At 64.0% G+C, this 18,487-nt stretch carries 19 protein-coding genes and 2 tRNA genes; 13 read left to right on the top strand and 8 right to left on the bottom strand.

What is annotated here, in order from left to right:
* Nucleotides 1-60 precede the first annotated feature (60 nt).
* From AACH55_RS16540 to AACH55_RS16525, 4 genes are all read right to left on the bottom strand, one after another.
* The gene (locus tag AACH55_RS16540; RefSeq protein WP_338715756.1) at nt 61-831 is read right to left on the bottom strand and encodes a DUF3299 domain-containing protein; all 771 of its coding nucleotides are present in this window, start codon (nt 829-831) and stop codon (nt 61-63) included.
* 15 nt (nt 832-846) lie between these two features.
* Nucleotides 847-2,115 (bottom strand): ABC transporter permease, encoded by a 1,269-nt coding sequence (locus AACH55_RS16535; protein WP_338715755.1) that lies wholly within the window; start codon nt 2,113-2,115, stop codon nt 847-849.
* Nucleotides 2,112-2,846 carry an ABC transporter ATP-binding protein gene (locus AACH55_RS16530; protein WP_338715754.1) on the bottom strand — a complete coding sequence of 245 codons (735 nt, stop codon included), beginning with the start codon at nt 2,844-2,846 and terminating at the stop codon, nt 2,112-2,114. The genes AACH55_RS16535 and AACH55_RS16530 overlap by 4 nt, the downstream gene beginning before the upstream one ends.
* A gap of 123 nt (nt 2,847-2,969) precedes the next feature.
* The gene (locus tag AACH55_RS16525) at nt 2,970-3,563 is read right to left on the bottom strand and encodes a DUF2796 domain-containing protein (RefSeq protein ID WP_338715753.1); all 594 of its coding nucleotides are present in this window, start codon (nt 3,561-3,563) and stop codon (nt 2,970-2,972) included.
* Nucleotides 3,564-3,852: 289 nt separating this feature from the next.
* Here AACH55_RS16525 and AACH55_RS16520 point away from each other — a divergent pair, with 289 nt between their 5' ends.
* The 5 genes from AACH55_RS16520 to AACH55_RS16500 all read left to right on the top strand — a co-directional run bounded on the left by AACH55_RS16520 (nt 3,853) and on the right by AACH55_RS16500 (nt 7,097).
* Nucleotides 3,853-3,984, top strand: a complete 132-nt coding sequence (locus AACH55_RS16520) for a hypothetical protein (protein ID WP_338715752.1) — start codon at nt 3,853-3,855, stop codon at nt 3,982-3,984.
* A gap of 1 nt (nt 3,985) precedes the next feature.
* The gene (locus AACH55_RS16515) at nt 3,986-4,846 is read left to right on the top strand and encodes an ATP-binding cassette domain-containing protein (protein ID WP_338715751.1); all 861 of its coding nucleotides are present in this window, start codon (nt 3,986-3,988) and stop codon (nt 4,844-4,846) included.
* Nucleotides 4,843-5,730 carry a metal ABC transporter permease gene (locus tag AACH55_RS16510; protein ID WP_338715750.1) on the top strand — a complete coding sequence of 296 codons (888 nt, stop codon included), beginning with the start codon at nt 4,843-4,845 and terminating at the stop codon, nt 5,728-5,730. The genes AACH55_RS16515 and AACH55_RS16510 overlap by 4 nt, the downstream gene beginning before the upstream one ends.
* Nucleotides 5,731-5,779: 49 nt before the next feature.
* Nucleotides 5,780-6,700 (top strand): metal ABC transporter substrate-binding protein, encoded by a 921-nt coding sequence (locus AACH55_RS16505; RefSeq protein WP_338715749.1) that lies wholly within the window; start codon nt 5,780-5,782, stop codon nt 6,698-6,700.
* A gap of 79 nt (nt 6,701-6,779) precedes the next feature.
* A complete protein-coding gene (locus AACH55_RS16500; RefSeq protein ID WP_338715748.1) occupies nt 6,780-7,097 on the top strand; it encodes a putative quinol monooxygenase in 318 nt (105 codons plus the stop codon).
* Nucleotides 7,098-7,233: 136 nt separating this feature from the next.
* Here the strand turns inward: AACH55_RS16500 and AACH55_RS16495 are convergent, their stop codons facing one another.
* Nucleotides 7,234-8,172: a LysR substrate-binding domain-containing protein gene (locus AACH55_RS16495; RefSeq protein ID WP_338715747.1), complete on the bottom strand. Its 939-nt coding sequence runs from the start codon at nt 8,170-8,172 to the stop codon at nt 7,234-7,236.
* Nucleotides 8,173-8,275: 103 nt separating this feature from the next.
* Here AACH55_RS16495 and AACH55_RS16490 point away from each other — a divergent pair, with 103 nt between their 5' ends.
* Nucleotides 8,276-8,530: a hypothetical protein gene (locus tag AACH55_RS16490; RefSeq protein WP_338715746.1), complete on the top strand. Its 255-nt coding sequence runs from the start codon at nt 8,276-8,278 to the stop codon at nt 8,528-8,530.
* 320 nt (nt 8,531-8,850) lie between these two features.
* Here the strand turns inward: AACH55_RS16490 and AACH55_RS16485 are convergent, their stop codons facing one another.
* Nucleotides 8,851-9,651, bottom strand: a complete 801-nt coding sequence (locus tag AACH55_RS16485) for a uracil-DNA glycosylase (protein WP_338715745.1) — start codon at nt 9,649-9,651, stop codon at nt 8,851-8,853.
* A gap of 89 nt (nt 9,652-9,740) precedes the next feature.
* Nucleotides 9,741-11,822: an excinuclease ABC subunit UvrB gene (gene uvrB, locus AACH55_RS16480; RefSeq protein WP_338715744.1), complete on the bottom strand. Its 2,082-nt coding sequence runs from the start codon at nt 11,820-11,822 to the stop codon at nt 9,741-9,743.
* 421 nt (nt 11,823-12,243) lie between these two features.
* On the opposite strand from uvrB, the gene AACH55_RS16475 reads away from it, so the two are divergent.
* The 7 genes from AACH55_RS16475 to mnmH all read left to right on the top strand — a co-directional run bounded on the left by AACH55_RS16475 (nt 12,244) and on the right by mnmH (nt 17,221).
* Nucleotides 12,244-13,461 (top strand): amino acid aminotransferase, encoded by a 1,218-nt coding sequence (locus AACH55_RS16475; RefSeq protein ID WP_338715743.1) that lies wholly within the window; start codon nt 12,244-12,246, stop codon nt 13,459-13,461.
* Between the two features lie 128 nt (nt 13,462-13,589).
* Nucleotides 13,590-13,665, top strand: a tRNA-Asn gene (locus tag AACH55_RS16470).
* A 180-nt stretch (nt 13,666-13,845) separates the two neighbouring features.
* Nucleotides 13,846-13,921 (top strand) — tRNA-Asn (locus AACH55_RS16465).
* A 114-nt stretch (nt 13,922-14,035) separates the two neighbouring features.
* Entirely contained in the window at nt 14,036-14,617 is a 582-nt protein-coding gene (locus AACH55_RS16460) for a nucleotidyltransferase domain-containing protein (protein ID WP_338715742.1), read from the top strand.
* The gene (locus AACH55_RS16455) at nt 14,604-15,005 is read left to right on the top strand and encodes a hypothetical protein (protein ID WP_338715741.1); all 402 of its coding nucleotides are present in this window, start codon (nt 14,604-14,606) and stop codon (nt 15,003-15,005) included. The genes AACH55_RS16460 and AACH55_RS16455 overlap by 14 nt, the downstream gene beginning before the upstream one ends.
* A 90-nt stretch (nt 15,006-15,095) precedes the next feature.
* The gene (gene selD, locus AACH55_RS16450) at nt 15,096-16,130 is read left to right on the top strand and encodes a selenide, water dikinase SelD (RefSeq protein ID WP_338715740.1); all 1,035 of its coding nucleotides are present in this window, start codon (nt 15,096-15,098) and stop codon (nt 16,128-16,130) included.
* Complete coding sequence (mnmH, locus tag AACH55_RS16445; RefSeq protein WP_338715739.1) at nt 16,130-17,221, top strand: tRNA 2-selenouridine(34) synthase MnmH; 1,092 nt, start codon at nt 16,130-16,132, stop codon at nt 17,219-17,221. The genes selD and mnmH overlap by 1 nt, the downstream gene beginning before the upstream one ends.
* Nucleotides 17,222-17,227: 6 nt before the next feature.
* Here the strand turns inward: mnmH and AACH55_RS16440 are convergent, their stop codons facing one another.
* Nucleotides 17,228-18,295, bottom strand: a complete 1,068-nt coding sequence (locus tag AACH55_RS16440) for a permease (RefSeq protein WP_338715738.1) — start codon at nt 18,293-18,295, stop codon at nt 17,228-17,230.
* Nucleotides 18,296-18,487: the final 192 nt, after the last annotated feature.

Genomic DNA, 18,487 nt, shown 5'->3' with positions numbered 1-18,487 from the left:
GTGGATAAGGCCTGCGCAGGGCAGGCCTTGTCGGGGGAGGAGGGGAGTTGGGGATAAGCCTCAGCTTTTGTCGGGCGCGGTATAGGGTTCGACGCTGACGGCCTTCATGCTGTAGCTGGAGGCCCCCATGGAAGAATCGGAGCGCTCCACCTTGATCACGCCGCTGATCCACACGGCGTCCATGGTGCGCACGTTCTTGATCGCCTTGGGGCTCTTGACGTGGATGATCTGGTTGGCGGGTGGCGGCGGTATGTGGATGCAGGCGCCGAAGTAGGGCACCAGCAGGAATTCCTTGAGCGCCTCGCCTTCGCGGTCGAGCGCCACCACGAAGCCGGGCAGGCGCACCGGCTTGCCTTCCATGGCGGGGTCGACGGGGGCATCCTTCCAGTATTTCTTGGCCTTCCACAGCGCGGCGGCGGCACGCGGGTCGTCGTCACTGAGCTGGTCCAGCTTGATACCCTTGAAGGGCGCCATCGGGTCCCAGTCCTTGGGGATGAGCGACTCCCAGGCGATCTCCTGGAAGCCGTTGACCATCTTGCCGGAGGCCTGGTACGGCTGCTCGGTGACGGCGGCGCTTTGCTGCAGGTGCTCGCCCACCTGGTATTGGCCGCTGGAGGCCTCGGCCACGCCCGACACGGTGCTGCCGGCCGCGGCGCGCGCGGTCACGGCCGGTACGGCGCCCACCAGCGGGCCGCCAGGCGCGGGGGCGGCGGCCGCAGCAGGGGCCGCTGCCGGTGCTGCCTGGGCATCGCCATGCGCCAGCAGGCGCACGCCGGTGCCTACCAGCAGGCCGGCGGCGACGATGCCACCCATCCAGTAAAGAGTCTTCATATCAGTGCATCCAGATCAGATTTTTGGCGTCAGACCGTCCGACAGGCTCAGGCGATACGCCCGCCAGGCCGGCAAGAGGCTGGCCACCAGCCCGGCCAGGACGGTCCAGAGCAGCAATTGTAATTCGCCGGCACCCGGCCACGCCGGTTGCAGCGCGATGCCGAATTGCTGCGCCAGCAGCGGTCCCAGCGCCCAGATCAGCGCGCTCAGCAGCAACAGGCCCGCCAGCACGCCCGAGAGCATCACGCCCAGGCCTTCCACGCACAGCAGCCACAGCACATCCAGCGGACGCGCGCCCACCGAGCGCAGGATCGCCAGCTCGCGCCGCCGCTCGCCCAGGCTGGCCAGGATTGCCGCCACCAGACCGGCCAGGCCGACCACCACCACCATGCCCGAGACCACCAGCAGGGCGTTTTCGCCGATGCCGACCACATCCCACAGCTGATCCAGCGCCACGCCGGGCAGTACGGCCATCAGCGGTTCCTTGTAGCCATCGCCATCGGCAATGGCGCGCTGCACGGCAAAGACGCGCGCGCGGCTCTTCAGGCCCACCAGCACGGCAGTGATGCTGGTCGGGGTGAGGTCGAATTTCTTCACGAATTTGGCCGGGATATGCAGGCCCGGCATCGGTGCCCCGCCTTCCCAGTCGAGGTGGATGGCCTGCATGCCGTCCAGGCCGATGTGCACCGTGCGGTCCACGGGGGTGCCGGTGCGCGCCAGGATGCCGACCACCTTGAAGGGTTTGTCGGCATGCTGGGTCAGGCCCATGCCGCCCATGCCGTGCGCCAGCACGATGGTGTCACCCAGGTGGTAGTGAAGCTTCTCGGCCACGTCCGCGCCCAGGACGGCCTCGAAGACGTCGGCAAAGGGCTTGCCCTGGGCCAGCTTGAGCGACTGGCCGCTGCCGTAGCGGAAATGGGTGAAATAGTTGCCATTGGTGGCCAGCACCGGGAAACCGCGCAGCGAATCGCCCAGCGAGATCGGGATGGTCCAGGCTACCGCCGGATCGCGCGCCAGGGTCTGGGCGCTGTCCCAGCCCATGTTGTTGGTGGCGCCGCCGATGCGGAAGATGGCATACAGCATCAGCTGGATCGGGCTGGTGCGGGCGCCGACCACCAGATCGGTGCCCGAGACCGATTGCGAGAAACCGGCCCGTACCTCATGCCGCACCCGTTCGATACCCAGCAGCATGGTGGTGGACAGGGCAATGGCCAGCAGCATCAGGCCCAGCGTGAAGCGCCGGTTCCAGGCGCTGCGCGCGGCCAGTCGTAGCAGCAGCTTCATGCGAGCTCCTCGGGACGGGCGGCTTGGTTGAGCTGTTCCAGCGCGATGCGGCGGTCGAAGCGCTCGGCCAGGCGCAGGTCGTGGCTGACGAAGACCAGCGCCGCGCCGCTCTGCGCGCATTCGCGCTGCAGCAGGTCGAGGAAGGCCTGCTGGCGGTCGCTGTCCAGCGCCGAGGTCGGTTCATCGGCGACGATGATTTCCGGCCGGCCGATCAAGGAGCGCGCCGCTGCCACGCGCTGCTGCTGACCGATGGACAGCTGCGTCACCGGGCGCGACCAGAGGCCCGGTGCCAGGTCCAGCGCGGCCAGCAGCGATTGCGCCACGCTCTTGAGATCCGCACCCTGCTGGCCGGCGCGCTCCCTGCGACGCGCCGAGAACTGGCAGGGCAGCAGCACGTTGTCGAGGATGGAGAGATACGGCAGCAGATTGAACTGCTGGAAGATGAACCCGATGTGATCCACCCGGAAGCGGTCGCGGCGCGCCGCCGAGAGCCTCTGCAACGGCTGGCCCAGGACCTCCACCTGGCCGGCCTGCGGCACGATGATGCCGCCGATGGCCGCCAGCAGGGTGCTCTTGCCGCTGCCGCTGGGGCCGCTGACGAAGACATGTTCACCAGGAGCGACCTGGAAATGCGGCAAGGCCAGCGCCGGGTGCGCCTGGCCGGGCCAGGTGAAGCGCAGATCGCGCATGGCGATGGCCGCGGCCGGGGAAGAGTGTTCAGGAAGAGTCATGACAACATGAAGGAAAACGCAGAAGCGACAGCGCGGGGACGATCGCTGCCGATCATAGCGCCGCCGGCTGTCATTGCCCTGACTGGCCCGCCGGGGCGCACAGCCCTGGCGGCTTGGGGGAAATCAGTTCAGGGGGATGATGGCACTGCCGGGCAGCAGCTGCACCGCCCCTTGCTTCTTGGGTGTCGCCAGTTGCACATCGATGCTGTGGAAACCGGGGAAGGCGGCAAACAGGCCGCTCACATCCACCGCCGTGAGCGCGCCCGGACTGGCGCAGACCAGCGTGAAGTCGCCGTCGAGGTCGGCATGGCCATCGGTGGGCGCCGGCTCGCTGCTGACGGCGCTCTTTTCACCCAGCAGGGCAGGCGTGAGGACGGCCGATTCCAGTTGCACTTCGGCCGGCTTGCACTGGGCGGCCGCATCGGTGGCGAACATGCGGCTGACCTCTCGCAGGTTCTTGACGGCGGCGCGCACGGTGTCCTTGTCCTTGCTGCTGTTGGCGGCATGTTCGAAGCCGACCAGGTTGATCAGCGGGCTATCCAGGTGCAGGGTCAGGGTATTGCCTTCCAGCGCCACGTCCAGCTTGCCCACGCCGTGGACGTGGGGCGGATGGTTGCCATGATGGTCATGGCCCTCATCGGCCGCCAGCGCGGGCAGACTGGCCAGGGACAGCAGGATGAGCGGAATCAGGGACAAGGACGGACGGGATCGGAACATGGGCGGCTTTCTTGTGCTTGTTGTGAAGTAAATTCAAGGGGGAGGCGGCAAGTCGACAACGCAAAGAGGCAGACTGCAAAACAGGTCAGAAGATCTGCCCTCAGTGCGGCATTGTGCCCCGGACACCGGCCGAATTTGCAGCCTTGTTACATTCTGCAACAGGGTTGCATTATAATGCCTGCTTTTCCTGTTTCTGCAACTCGGTTGCGCCCAGGGACAAGTCCGCCAGGCCCAGTGCTGCGGGTCAGCTTGTCCGGCCACCGTGTTGCTTCTTCCCGGATTGCCTGCCGTGTCGTTTTTCTCTCGATTCATACTCAAGCAAGGCGTGCTCGCCAGCCCCTGGTGGCAGCGCGTGCTGGCCGTTGCGCCCGTGATCCTGCTGCTGTGGCTGGGCGTGTACTGGGCGCTGGGGGAGGGCTGACATGGATGCAGCCATTTCCCTGGACAACCTGACCGTCAGCTATCGCCGTCATCCGGCCTTGCACCACGTCAACGGTGCCTTCGCGCGCGGTTCGCTCACGGCCATCGTCGGCCCCAATGGCGCCGGCAAGAGCACCCTGCTCAAGACCATGCTGGGGCTGGTGCGCTGCAATGACGGGCGCGTGCATACCCATGTGGATGCGCGCCGTATCGCCTACCTGCCGCAGCAGGCCGAGATCGACCGCAGCTTCCCGATCAACGTGCTCGATTGCGTCCTGCTGGGGTACTGGCAGGCCAAGGGCAACTGGGGTGCCATCGACGCGGGCATGCGCCAGCGCGCGGTGCAGGCGCTCACGGCGGTCGGGCTGGACGGCTTTGCCGCGCGTCCGGTCTCCAGCCTTTCGGTGGGGCAGTTCCAGCGCGTGCTGTTTGCCCGCATCCTGCTGCAGGATGCCGAGGTGATCCTGCTCGATGAACCCTTCAATGCCATCGATGCCCGCACCACCGGCGACCTCTTGCGCATCATCTCGGCCTGGCATGCCGAGCGCCGTACCGTGATCGCGGTGCTGCACGACCATGACCAGGTGCGCCGCGCCTTCCCGCAGACCTTGCTGCTGGCGCGCAACGTGGTGGCCTGGGGCGACACCGCCGAGGTGATGTGCGACGAAAACCTGCAACGCGCCCGCGCCATGGCCGAGGCCGTGGATGAGCATGCCGGGGTGTGCGAGGTCAGCGAGGCCGACGTGCTGGCGTTGTCCCGCACTCACCAGCATGCGCACGACCATGAGCACAACCATGCGCACGATCATTCACATGGGCATGTTTCCACGCCTCGGTCCTCCATCCCCGGAGGCCAGTCATGAGCGCTCTCTCGACTTTGCAGGCGCTGGCAATTTCGCCGTTCCTGGAATTTTCCTTCATGCGCCGCGCTCTCGTCGCCGCCCTGGCCCTGTCGCTGGGCAGTGCGCCCCTGGGGGTGCTGCTGACCCTGCGCCGCATGAGCCTGTTCGGCGAGGCGCTCAGCCACGCGGTGCTGCCGGGGGTGGCGGTGGGCTTCATCTTCTTCGGCCTGTCGCTGCCGGCGCTGTCCATCGGTGGCTTTGCCGCCGGTGTGCTGGTGGTGGCGGTGGCCGGCTGGATCAGCCGTCATACCGAACTCAAGGAAGATGCCAGCATGGCCGCCATCTACGTGGTGGCGCTGGCACTGGGCGTGATCCTGATTTCGCGCCACGGTACCCAGCTTGATCTGCTGCATATCCTGTTCGGCAACGTGCTGGGCGTGGACAGCGAAGGTCTGGTGCTCATCGCCAGCGTGACCAGCGCGAGCGTGCTGGGCATCGCCGCGCTCTATCGCGGGCTGCTGCTGGAGAGTTTCGATCCGTCCTACATGGCCGTGGGCGGCGGACGCAGCGGCGGGGCGATCTACCAGCAGGTGTTCCTGATGCTGGTGGTGATGAATCTGGTGGCGTCCTTCCAGACACTGGGCACGCTCATGGCGGTGGGCCTGATGATGCTGCCGGCGGTCTCGGCACGGCTGTGGCACGACACCTTGCCGGCGCAGCTGTGCAACAGCGTGCTGCAGGCGGCGCTGGCGGGGTATGCCGGCCTGCTCATTTCGTATTACACCTCGGTGCCCTCGGGCCCGCTCATCATCGTCTGTGCCGGCGTGCTGTATGCCGCCTCGCTGCTGCTGGCTCCGCGCGGCTGGCTGCCGCGCCTGTTGCGGCGGCCGCATCTGCAGGCCTGATGCCGGGCTTTCTTCCGTTTTTCTGATTTCTGTACCTTCTGGAGTTTTCATGAAACTGTTTCGTCCTCTCTCTGCGCTGCTGGCCGCTCTGGCCCTGGCAGCGAGCCTGCCGGCGGCTGCCGCCGAGCGCATTCCGGTGCTGGCCAGCTTCAGCATCCTGGGTGACGTGGTGGCCAATGTCGGCGGCGACCGCATCACCGTCTCCACCCTGGTCGGCCCGGATGAAGACGCCCACGTCTTCCAGCCGGCTCCGGATGACATCAAGACCGTCTCGCGCGCCAGGCTGATCGTGGTCAACGGCCTCGGTTTCGAAGGCTGGATGGAGCGCCTGGCGCAGTCGGCCAACTATCATGGTCCCATCGTGGTGGCCTCGGCCGGCATCCAGGCGCGCGAGCGCGTGGGGGAGGAAGAAGAGGGCCATGGCCATGAGCACCACGGCAAGGATGATCCGCACGCCTGGCAAGATCCGCAGAACGTGATCGTCTACGCGCGCAACATCGTCACGGCCCTGGCCAAGCTGGACCCGGCCGGTGCCGAGGTCTACCGCAAGAACGGCGAGGCCTACATCGCCAAGCTGCAGGATCTGGATGCCTGGGCTGCGCGCCAGTTCGCGCAGATTCCCGATGCCAAGCGCAAGGTCATCACCTCCCATGATGCGTTCGAGTATTTCGGCGCGCGCTACAAGGTGCGCTTCCTGGCTGCCCAGGGCGTCTCCACCGATAGCGAACCCAGCGCCCGCGACATCGCCGCCCTGATCCGCCAGATCCGCAGCGAAAAGATCAAGGCCCTGTTCTTCGAGAACATGAGCAACCCCAAGCTGCTGCAGCAGATCGCCCGCGAATCCGGCACCGCGGCCGGTGGCAAGCTGTATGCCGATGCGCTCTCCAAGGCCGGTGGTCCGGCGGCCGACTACCTCTCGCTGATGCGCTACAACATCACGCAATTGCTGGAAAAGATCCGTCTCAACTGAGGCTGCGCAATTCGCGTATGCTGATGGCCCGCGCCGCTGCCCCGGCGGCGTCCGCCACCACGCACAGGAGAACTCCCGCATGAGCATCGTCACCGTCGTCGCCATCATCACCGCCAAGCCCGGCAAGCGTGAAGAACTGCTGGCCATCGCCCGCGCCAACCTGGCCGCCGTGCGGGCCGAAGAAGGTTGCATCGAATATGGTCTGGTGACGGACGTCGAAGGCTTCGGCCCCAACCAGGCGCCGCTGGGCCCCGATACCTTCGCCTTCGTGGAGAAATGGAAGGATGAAGAGGCGTTGCGCCTGCATTTCACCCTGCCGCACATGACCGACTACCGCGAGAAGTCCAAGGATCTGATTGCTGACCGCAAGGTCCATGTGCTCAAGTCGGCGGACTAGGATTTTCCGAACGGATTGCGCCTCTGCTTGCCGTCCGACCTGAGCCCGAGGAAGGGGCTCTCGGTCGGCGCGCCTTCGATACGGCCCGATGGGCCTGTTCAGGTCGAACGGTCAGGGGGTGATCGCGAAACATGCGTTAATACTCGCCAGGGAAGTCCGCCGGCCAGGTCCGCTGCGGATCGAAGGACGAGGCCTGCCCCATCTGCTTCAACCACGTGATGAAGGTCTTCAACGCCGGATTGGTGTCGGCGTTGCTGCGATAGAGCATGTGGTATCCCTCCCCATGCAGCACGATCTCCGGAAACAACCGCACCAGGCGGCCTGCCGCCAGATCGTCATCCACCAGCGCCAGCGTGCCCATGCCCACGCCCTGGTCGGTGGCTGCGGCCTGCAGGCTCAGGAAGGAATGTTCATATACCGTCCCCGGCATCTTGCGCCGCACCGCCACCCCCGCCTTGCCCAGCCACTGCGACCACGCCGATGAACGGCTGGAGAGATGGATCAGCGGCACCTCTACGAAATCGCGCGGAACGCGGATTGGATGCGTCTCCAGGAAATGCGGCGAGGCCAGCGGTACCGAGACGTCATCCAGAAAGCGCGCGCACTCGTAACCGCTGCGCTCCAGCGGGCTGCGCCAGATGATGACGTCGAAAGGATCCTTCACATCCTCGAAATACTCCGACATGGTGGTGGTCACCCGCACCTCGATGCGCGGGTTGTCGATCTGGAACTGCGACAGACGCGGGATCAGCCAGCGCATCGCCACCGAGGGCGCGGCAATCAGGCGCACCACGCGGCTCTTGCCGGCCAGCGACAGCTGCTCGGCCGCCAGGGCGATGCGGTCCAGGCTGGCCTTGACCTCGGCATAGAAGGCCAGCGCGGCTTCTGTGGGTTCCACACCACGCGACTGGCGTAAAAACAACGGTTGTTCGAAATACTCTTCCAGCAATTTGATCTGCTGGCTGACTGCGCTATGGGTGATGAAAAGTTCATGCGCCGCCAGCGTCAGACTCCGCGTCCGGACTGCCGCTTCGAACACTTTGAGAGACTTCAGTGGGGGCAGAGAAGAAGACATTATGTAAGAAAAACTTATAGTGGTGACGGAAAATGTTGCTTTGCAAAAGCCAGGGGCGACCTTATTCTTCAATCACCCAAACGACAAACAGAAGGAATTCATCGTGAACAACGTGAGTATATTGGCAAAAGATGCCGGTTTTTCTAACAATTTGCGCTCGCTGGTCGAGCTGGTGAAGTTTGCTGTCCAGCAAGTCATCGCCGCCCACGCCTTGAAGCCGGTGCGCAACGATGCAAGTGAACTGAATGACGCGGCCTACTTCGACGGCGTGACCGATCACTTCGAGATGGAAGTGCGCCTGCGCCAGCTGGACCACAGCCACCTGCACGCCGTCTGGAAGCTGCAATCGCAGATCTGAGCGCCCTTGCAGCAAGCTTCATGGTATTACAGCAGTAGCTGAAGTATGAGCAAGACCAGGCCCGATGTGCCTGATGAACGATGATGAAGAGACCGGCTCCGCCATTGCGGGGTCGCAGCAGGCAGCCAGCAGTCGCCCACAGAGGCAGACCGTGCCGTGCCAGCATCATCCGGATCGACCCGGCAGTATCCGCAACGGCGGCCCGCCTGGCCGACAGCGCGCCCAACATGGTCAGGCGCACGTTGTATAGAAAGTCCCCATCCCCGCCTTTTGCGGGGATTTGTCGTTTACGGTCGTTTAGGGGCGTTTAGGGCCCTTGTTCAGGCCCGCTTCCTGAGCAGGTGCATGGCGCCGAAGAGCTGTTGCATGCCGCTGTGTTCGATGAAGCTGAGGTTGTAGGGATGTTCGGCCACGGCGCGCGGAAATTGCGTGACCAGCGGCAGGCTGTGCAGCTGTTCAGCGATCTTGCCCCACAGGACCAGCGTAGGCAGCGGCGTGTGCCGCGTCTGGCCATGTCCGGCCAGGGCGCGCAGGATGGTCTCGAAGAAGGGTTTCCAGGCGCGGGCATCCTTGACCGGTGGCACATGCGCGCGGAAGACCAGGCTGGCATTGAGCAGCAGGAAACCCTGCGCCGTCAGGTTGTCCTGCAGATCGGCCAGGGTCTGGATCGTGCCCTGCACGTCCGCCTGGGCCTGAGCCGCGATACCGGCCAGGGCATCGCCGCTGGTCTGCCCGGCCTGCAGGGCGCCATCGGCTACCAGCAGCATCTTCATGAAATTGCGCAGGGAGGTGGCGCGATTGACCTGCTTGGACAAGCCCTTCTCCGACCACAGCGAACCGACTGCCCCATCCATGAAGCACACGCCCGTGGCGCTGGCCGCACGCGGGTAGGGGCCTTCGCCCACCAGCACGTAGCGCACCTTGTCCATCGGCTGCCTGAAGGCGGCGAACAGGCGGCCTTCGGTGGGCAGGTAATCATCCTGGGCAAGCGCAGGGAGATAGGCCGGATCGGCTTGGGCGATGGCCTCCAGGCCCGCGCGCAGGGCGGCGTGCCAGGAGGGGTGGGCCGTCTGGATCAGGTCCAGCAGGGCGACGGGGAGGGCGGCGGAATCGGTGGGCATGAAAAAGGAGGCGAACGGCCGTGGCAACAAAATGGCGGCATTGTATACCGCCCGGGCGGCCTCCCCGCCGAGGGGCGATCAGTTGACCATCACGCCACCGCCGTGTCGCTGCCCGGCGCACCGAACAGTTGCTGCTTCAGCAGATGCAGCTGGTCGCGCGCAGCGGCGGCCTTTTCGAACTCCAGGTTCTTCGCATGTTCCTGCATCTGTTTCTCCAGGCGCTTGATCTCCTTGCTGATCTGCTTCTCGCTCATGGATTCGTAGTTGCGCTTCTCTTCGGCCACCATCAGTTCGGTGCGCGCCTGGGCCGGGTTGAAGACGCCATCGATCAGTTCGCGGATTTCCTTCTTGATGCCGGTCGGCACGATGCCATTGGCTTCGTTGAAGGCCATCTGCTTGGCGCGGCGGCGTTCGGTCTCGGTGATGGCCTTGTGCATGGAATCGGTCACCACGTCGCCATAGAGGATGGCCATGCCGTTCAGGTTACGGGCGGCGCGGCCGATGGTCTGGATCAGGCTGCGCTCGGAACGCAGGAAGCCTTCCTTGTCCGCATCCAGGATGGCCACCAGCGAGACTTCGGGAATATCCAGACCTTCGCGCAGCAGGTTGATGCCGACCACCACGTCGAAGGTGCCCAGGCGCAGGTCGCGGATGATTTCCACGCGCTCGACTGTATCGATGTCGCTGTGCAGGTAGCGCACCTTGATGCCATTGTCGGAGAGGAATTCGGTCAGCTGCTCGGCCATGCGCTTGGTCAGCGTGGTCACCAGCACGCGCTCGTCCTTGGCAATGCGGTCGTTGATCTCCTGCATCAGGTCATCCACCTGCGTGGTGGCCGGGCGCACTGCGATGACGGGATCGACCAGGCCGGTCGGGCGCACCACCTGTTCCACCACCTGGTCGGCGTGGGTGTTTTCATAGTCCGCAGGCGTGGCCGAAACGAAGATGGTCTGGCGCATCTTCTTCTCGAATTCCTCGAACTTCAGCGGCCGGTTGTCCAGTGCCGAGGGCAGGCGGAAACCATAGTCCACCAGGTTCACCTTGCGTGCGCGGTCGCCGTTGTACATGCCGTTCAGCTGGCCGATCAGCACGTGCGATTCGTCCAGGAACATGATGGCGTCCTTGGGCAGGTAATCCACCAGCGTCGGTGGCGGGTCTCCCGGCTTGGCGCCGGAGAGATGGCGCGAATAGTTTTCGATGCCTTTGGTGAAGCCGATCTCGGTCATCATCTCGATGTCGAAGCGGGTGCGCTGTTCCAGCCGCTGTTCTTCGATGAGCTTGTTTTCCTTGCGGAAGAATTCCAGGCGCTCGGCCAGCTCTTCCTTGATGGTCTCGATGGCGCGCAGCACGGTTGAGCGCGGCGTCACGTAGTGCGAGCCTGGGTAGATCGTGAAGCGCGGGATTTTCTGGCGCACGCGGCCGGTCAGCGGGTCGAACAGTTGCAGGCTGTCGATCTCGTCGTCGAAGGTCTCGATGCGCACGGCCAGCTCGGCGTGTTCGGCCGGGAAGACATCGATGGTGTCACCGCGCACGCGGAAGGTGCCGCGTCCGAAATCGACTTCGTTGCGGGTGTACTGCATCTGGATCAGGCGGGCGATGACGTCGCGCTGCGATACCTTGTCCTTGGCACGCAGGGTCAGGATCATCTGGTGGTATTCGTTGGGGTTACCGATACCGTAGATGGCCGAGACGGTCGCCACGATCACCACGTCGCGCCGTTCCATCAGCGACTTGGTGCAGGACAGGCGCATCTGCTCGATGTGTTCGTTGATCGAGGAATCCTTCTCGATGAACAGGTCGCGCTGGGGCACGTAGGCTTCGGGCTGGTAGTAGTCGTAGTAGCTGACGAAGTATTCCACCGCATTGTGCGGGAAGAATTCGCGGAACTCGCTGTAGAGCTGCGCCGCCAGCGTCTTGTTGGGGGCGAACACGATGGCCGGGCGGCCCAGGCGGGCAATCGTGTTGGCCATGGTGTAGGTCTTGCCCGAGCCGGTCACGCCCAACAGGGTCTGGTAGAACAGGCCGTCGTTGACGCCTTCCACCAGCTTGTCGATGGCCGCCGGCTGGTCGCCCGCTGGCGGGAAGACCTGGTAGAGCTTGAAGGGCGAGTCGGGGAAGGTGACGAACTTGCTCTCGTCCAGCTCGGTATTGATGGGGGTCAGTTCAGCCATGGTGGGGATTGCCTTTGTCGCGGGATTGCCGGTGAGCCGCCACGGTGCATACGGATGCGGCCATGCCCGCAGGCGGGGCATTGCACACAGGCAAGGTGGTGGCGTGAATATTCATCAAATGCTGCCAGGATGTGTAAGTTCAAGACGCAATCGGCGTGTCCGAGCCCTGTAAAACCGGACGCAAAGCAGCGTCAGCGGCCAGCTCATCCACGGGGGAGGGCGGCCCGGCCGGGGGCGGGTTATGTCGATTGGACATGGCTCCATGCAGATTCAGCAGGCAATCGGGCCTGTCTGTGTCTGTGATTGGCCATCCACATTTGTTAGAATGCGGTGTTGCAAAAAGGTGCACACCCGATTCTCTCCATGTGCATCCATTTCCTTCTGCAGCGCTTTGTTGCAGCTAACTTTTCATGTTATCACGATGAACGCACCTGTCTCCGCCTCCCTGTTTTCCGCCATCGAAATGGCGCCGCGCGACCCCATCCTGGGCGTGACCGAAGCCTACAACGCCGACCAGAACCCGGCCAAGACCAACCTGGGCGTGGGCGTGTACTACGACGACAACGGCAAGGTCCCCCTGCTGGAATGCGTGAAGAAAGCCGAGGCGGAACTGGCAGCCAAGCTGGCCCCGCGTACCTACCTGCCCATCGATGGCCTGGCCACCTATGACCGTGCGGTGCAGGAACTGGTGTTCGGCGCCGGCAGCGCCGTGGTGACCGAGAAGCGTGCCATTACCGTGCAAGCCCTGGGCGGCACCGGTGCCCTGAAGCTGGGTGCAGACTTCCTGAAGCACTTCTCGCCGGCCGGCACCGAAGTCTGGATCAGCGATCCGAGCTGGGAAAACCACCGCGCCCTGTTCGAGATGGCCGGTTTCAAGGTCAACGCCTATCCCTACTATGACCCGGCCACCCGTGGCGTGGACTTCGCCGGCATGCTGGAGGCCTTGAAGACCATGAAGGCCGGCTCGGTCGTGCTGCTGCACGCCTGCTGCCACAACCCGACCGGCGCCGACCTGACCGACGACCAGTGGACCCAGGTCATCGAGGTGGTGAGCTCGCGCGGCCTGATTCCCTTCCTGGACATGGCCTACCAGGGCTTTGGCGACGGCATCGCCGAAGACGGCCAGGTGGTGCGCCGCTTCGCTGAAGCCGGCGGCCCGCTGTTCGTGTCGAACTCCTTCTCCAAGTCCTTCTCGCTGTATGGCGAACGCGTCGGCGCACTGTCCATCGCTGCCGCCAGCGCTGAAGAAGCGGCCCGCGTGCTGTCGCAATTGAAGCGTGTGGTGCGTACCAACTACTCCAACCCGCCGATCCACGGTGGTCAGGTGGTCGCCACCGCCCTGGCATCGCCCGAACTGCGCAAGCTGTGGGAAGACGAACTGGCCGAGATGCGCGTGCGCATCCGCGAAATGCGTCAGCTGCTGGTGGCCAAGCTGAAGGAAAAGGCGCCGGGTCATGACTTCGATTTCGTCATCAAGCAGCGCGGCATGTTCTCCTACTCCGGCCTGACCAAGGCCCAGGTGGAACGCCTGCGCAACGAGTTCTCGATCTACGCCGTCGACACCGGCCGCATCTGCGTGGCGGCGTTGAACACCAAGAACATCGACGTGGTGGTCGACGCCATTGCCAAGGTGCTGTAATTGGCATGCGCGGCCCCGTCTTCGGATGGGGTCGCGCAGGGTGTTTTCTCCTATGAAAAAATGCCCCTTTCCCTGAAAAAAGTTTTGACATGAAGTAAAAATCGCGTCATAATCTTTTTCTCAGCTGTTCCCTGATAGCTCAGTCGGTAGAGCGACGGACTGTTAATCCGCAGGTCCCTGGTTCGAGTCCAGGTCGGGGAGCCAAAGAATGCGAAGGCCTCGCAAGTGATTGCGGGGCCTTTTCAATTAGTGTGAGGCTGGTGTTTGGGTCTCGCACGAAGGGCGGCAGGGCTATGCCGCCACGATGTAGAACGATGTAAAAAATTTTCGTTTTCCGCTCTGGTAAATCTGAAAAAAATCGTTCATAATCGCGCCCTCAATTGATCCCTGATAGCTCAGTCGGTAGAGCGACGGACTGTTAATCCGCAGGTCCCTGGTTCGAGTCCAGGTCGGGGAGCCAGAATACGAAAGCCTCGCAAGTTTCTTGCGGGGCTTTTTTGTTTTTGGATCCCGGCGGACATCACCACTGCTTCCTTGCGCTAAAATTTAGCTCAATTGAGCTAGAATTGAGCGCATGAGTACCCTCGGCGACGCCTTGTTCTCCAAATCCACCCAAGCCATTCTCGGCCAGCTGTTCCTGCGGCCGGAGGGCATGCATCTGCGCGCACTGATGAACAGCACCGGGATCAGCTCGGCATCGGCGCAGCGCGAATTGGGCAAGCTGACCGCGGCCGGCCTCTTGCTGCGGGAAGAGGTGGGACGCGTCTTGCTCTACAAGCCCAATCCGGACTCTCCAATCTTTTCGGAACTGAGCGCCATTATTCGCAAGACCTTTGGCGTCGCCGATACCATCAAGGCTATGCTTCTGCCTTTTTCGGAACGCATCGAGCGGGCCTTCCTCTATGGATCGGTTGCCAAGGGACTGGATACGGCGGCCAGTGATATTGATTTGCTGGTACTGGCGGATGATCTTGGCAGCGCTGATCTCTACCCTGAGCTGGTGGCGCTGGAGACAAGGCTGGGGAGGAAGATTTCGCTGACCGTGTATCGCCCCGCTGAATTTCGGAAAAAGATCGCGGCGCGGAATCATTTTCTGGTTTCCGTGATGGCTGGTCCGAAAATCGAATTGATCGGAGCACAGGATGGGGCGCAATGAACTTGAAAATCTCCTCAGGTTGGGCCAACTGAAGTCGGAGCCTCCTTCCGCGACTGAAATCGAGACCCATCTCCAGAGCGGCAGGGATCGGCTCAAAGATGCATCGGCACCAGGTCTTTCTTTATCCGGTCGCTTCCTTCTCGGCTACAGCGCGGCGTATGCGTTCTCGCTGGCCGCCCTGCGGCGTCGCGGGTTGCGGCCCGCCAGCCGCTTCGTGGTGTTTCAGTGCCTGCCTCATACGCTGGAGGTCGGTCCCGACATCTGGCGCTTGCTGGCGCGGGCGCATGATGTTCGCAATGGCTTTGAATACGAAGGCAGTGACGAGGTGACTGAAGATCTCGGCCTGCAAGTGATTCGCTGCGCTGAGGTGCTGGAACGCCTCTTGTAATTGCCCGGCTGCCCGCGGCGAGACCTGGGCTCATCCTGCGGCCGCAATCGCTGCTAGAATCGGCATCCCCCGATCAGCCAGGACTTTCCCATGAGCGACCCCATTCGTCTGACCCAATACAGCCATGGCGCCGGTTGCGGCTGCAAGATTTCACCGCAGGTGCTCGAAGTCATCCTCGCCGGCAGCGGCGCCCAGCATCTCGATCCCAAACTCTGGGTGGGCAATGCCTCCCGCGACGACGCGGCCGTCTATGCCATCGATGAAGAACGCGGCGTGGTCTCGACCACCGATTTCTTCATGCCCATCGTCGATGATCCCTTCGATTTCGGCCGCATTGCCGCCACCAATGCCATCAGCGACATCTACGCCATGGGCGGCGATCCGCTCATGGCCATCGCCATCCTCGGCTGGCCGGTCAACGTGCTGCCGCCGGAAGTGGCGCGCGAGGTGGTGCGCGGTGGGCGCGCCGCCTGTGATGCGGCTGGCATCCCGCTGGCCGGTGGTCATTCCATCGATGCCCCGGAACCCATCTTCGGCCTGGCCGTGACCGGCGTGTTGGAGAAGCGGCACATGAAGCGCAATGACACCGCCAGCGCCGGCTGCCTGCTGTATCTCACCAAGCCGCTGGGCATCGGTATCCTCACCACCGCAGAGAAGAAGGGCAAGCTGCGTCCTGAGGACGTCGGCACGGCGCGCGACTGGATGTGCCAGCTCAACCAGCCCGGCAGCCGCTTCGGCAAGCTGGCGGGCGTGGCCGCGATGACGGATGTGACCGGCTTCGGCCTGCTGGGCCATCTGGTGGAAATGTGCGAAGGCAGCGGCGTGAGCGCGCGCATCCAGCATGCGCTGGTGCCCAGCCTGCCGGGCGTGCCGTATTACCTGGCCGAGGGCTGCGTGCCGGGTGGTACCGGGCGCAATTTCGAGAGCTATGGCAGCAAGATCAGTCCGCTCAGCGAAGCCCAGAAGAATCTGCTCTGTGATCCCCAGACCAGCGGCGGCCTGCTGGTGGCGGTGCGGCCTGACGCCAATCCGGAATTCCTCGCCACTGCCGCCGCCCTCGGACTGGAACTGGCCCCCATCGGGGAACTGGTGGAACGACAGCGCTACGCGGTCGAGGTGCTTTGATGGCTGATCTGCAGCCCAGCCGCGCACTGTTCCTCGCCGATACGCCCATGCTGGATGCGCGGGCGCCGGTGGAGTTCGGCAAGGGAGCGTTTCCGACGGCGGTGAACCTGCCGCTGATGAACGATAGCGAACGCCATCAGGTCGGCCTGCGCTACAAGGAGCAGGGCCAGCAGTCCGCCATCGAGCTGGGCCACCAGCTGGTCAGCGGATCGGTGAAGGAGGCCCGGATCGCCGCCTGGGCGGAGTTTGCGCGAGCGCATCCGCAGGGCTGCCTGTATTGCTTCCGGGGCGGCTTGCGTTCGCAGATCACCCAGCAGTGGTTGAAGAGTGAAGCCGGCATCGCCTATCCGCGCATAGCCGGAGGCTACAAGGCGCTGCGCCACTTCCTGATGGAGGCCATCGACCAGGCGCTGGCCGAGTGCGCCTTCGTGGTGGTCGGCGGCATGACCGGTTGCGGCAAGACCGACGTGCTGCTGCAGCTGGACAATGCACTGGACCTGGAGGCCTATGCCAATCATCGCGGCTCCAGCTTCGGCAAGCGCGCCAGTCCGCAGCCTTCCCCCATCGATTTCGAGCATCGTCTTGCGATTGCCCTCATCAAGCTGCAGGCGCAGGGACATCATTGGTTTGCGCTGGAAGACGAAAGCCGCCTGATCGGCGCCTGTGCCTTGCCGCTGGCCCTGCACCAGCGCATGCAGAGCCTACCGATGGTGTGGCTGGAGGATAGCCGGGAAGGCCGGGTGGAGCGCATCCTGCGCGATTACGTCAGCGGCCTGTGCGAGGAATACGTGGCGCTGGACCCGCGCCACGGCTTTGAGCGCTACCGCGCCCATCTGCTGGCAGCACTGGGCAAGCTGGTCAAGCGCCTGGGCGACCAGCGCTACCGGCGCCTGCTGCAGCTGATGGAATCCGCGCTGGCGCGTCAGGAGAAAGACGGCGTGGTCGACCTGCACCGCGCCTGGATCGATGCCTTGCTGGCGGAATACTACGATCCCATCTATGCCTTCCAGCGGGAGTCCAAGCGCTCCCGCCTGCTGTTCGCAGGGCAGCAGGCCGAGGTGGTCAGCTTCCTGCGCCAGTATCGGCCCTGAACGAAATTACAGCAGCACCACCGCCACCAGGCCGCTGACCGCCCCGATGAGCATGGTCAACAGCGCGACGGTCATCAGTACCTTGGGCGTGAAGGATTTGCGCAGCATCAGCAGCGAAGGCAGGCTGATGCTGGGCAGCGTCATCAGCAAGGCTGCCGCCGGTCCCACGCCCATGCCCAGCGACAGCATCGATTGCACGATGGGGATTTCAGCGGCCGTGGGGATCACGAAGAGTGTGCCCACCACCGCCAGGGCCACGATCCACAGCAGGCTGTTGCCCATGCTCGCATCCACCTGCGGGAACAGCCATACGCGCGCCGCACCCAGGGCCAGCACCACCACGATGTAGACCGGCATCGTGGTCCAGAACAATTGCCACAGCTTGCTGCCCCAGCGCACCAGGAAATGACGGCCATCGTCCATCGGTTCATATTCGGCGGCGGCCACTGCATCCAGTGCGGCCTGCGGCAGGGTTTCCGTCTGTGCCACGCGCTGGGCGATCAGCGACACGCCCACCACCAGCAGCACGCCCGCCACCAGCCGCAGGGCAGCGAAATGCCAGCCCAGCACGAAGCCCATGAACACCAGCGTGGCCGGGTTCAGCACCGGGTTGGCGATCCAGAAAGCCAGTGCGGCGCCGACCGAGACCTGCTGGCGACGCATGCCGGCCACCACCGGAGCAGCGCAGCAGCTGCACATCATGCCCGGCAGGGCGAACAGGCCGCCGCGCAGGGTCGAACCCAGCCCGGCGCGGCCGAACACGCGCAGCAGCCAGTCACGCGGCACCAGCACCTGCACCAGCGAACCCAGCAGCACGCCCAGTACGGCCGCTTTCCAGATGGCCAGGAAGTAGACGGTGGCATACTCCAGTGCGGCCGACCACGGGGCGGTGGGGGCATTGGCCAGGATGGAGCCGCCGATGCTGTGCTTGTCGGCGGCCACGAAGGATTTCAGGTAATAGGGGGACCATTTGACGTAATACAGGCCAATGGCAGCCACCAGAACGAACAGCAGCGGTTTGAGCCAGGCGGAGGAACCGTGCGAGCTGCCCGGCAGGCTGGAAGAGAATTTCATGAAAGATCCGGCGAAATGAAGAGTGCGCGCATCATACCTCTGGCGCGGCGCTTCGTCAGTGCTTCCGGGAGACATGTCGTACAACTCATTCCTTGGGGCAGGGGGACGGCCCTCCCGCCCGATGCACCGCACGGCAGAACGCAACGGGCACATTCAGTGCTTGCGTCCGCTTCGCGTCCTGCTATACTCCGA

The sequence above is a fragment of the Herbaspirillum sp. DW155 genome (assembly GCF_037076565.1).
In the GTDB taxonomy this organism is placed as follows: Bacteria; Pseudomonadota; Gammaproteobacteria; order Burkholderiales; family Burkholderiaceae_D; genus Herbaspirillum.
This window is presented reverse-complemented; position numbering and strand designations above follow the sequence as displayed.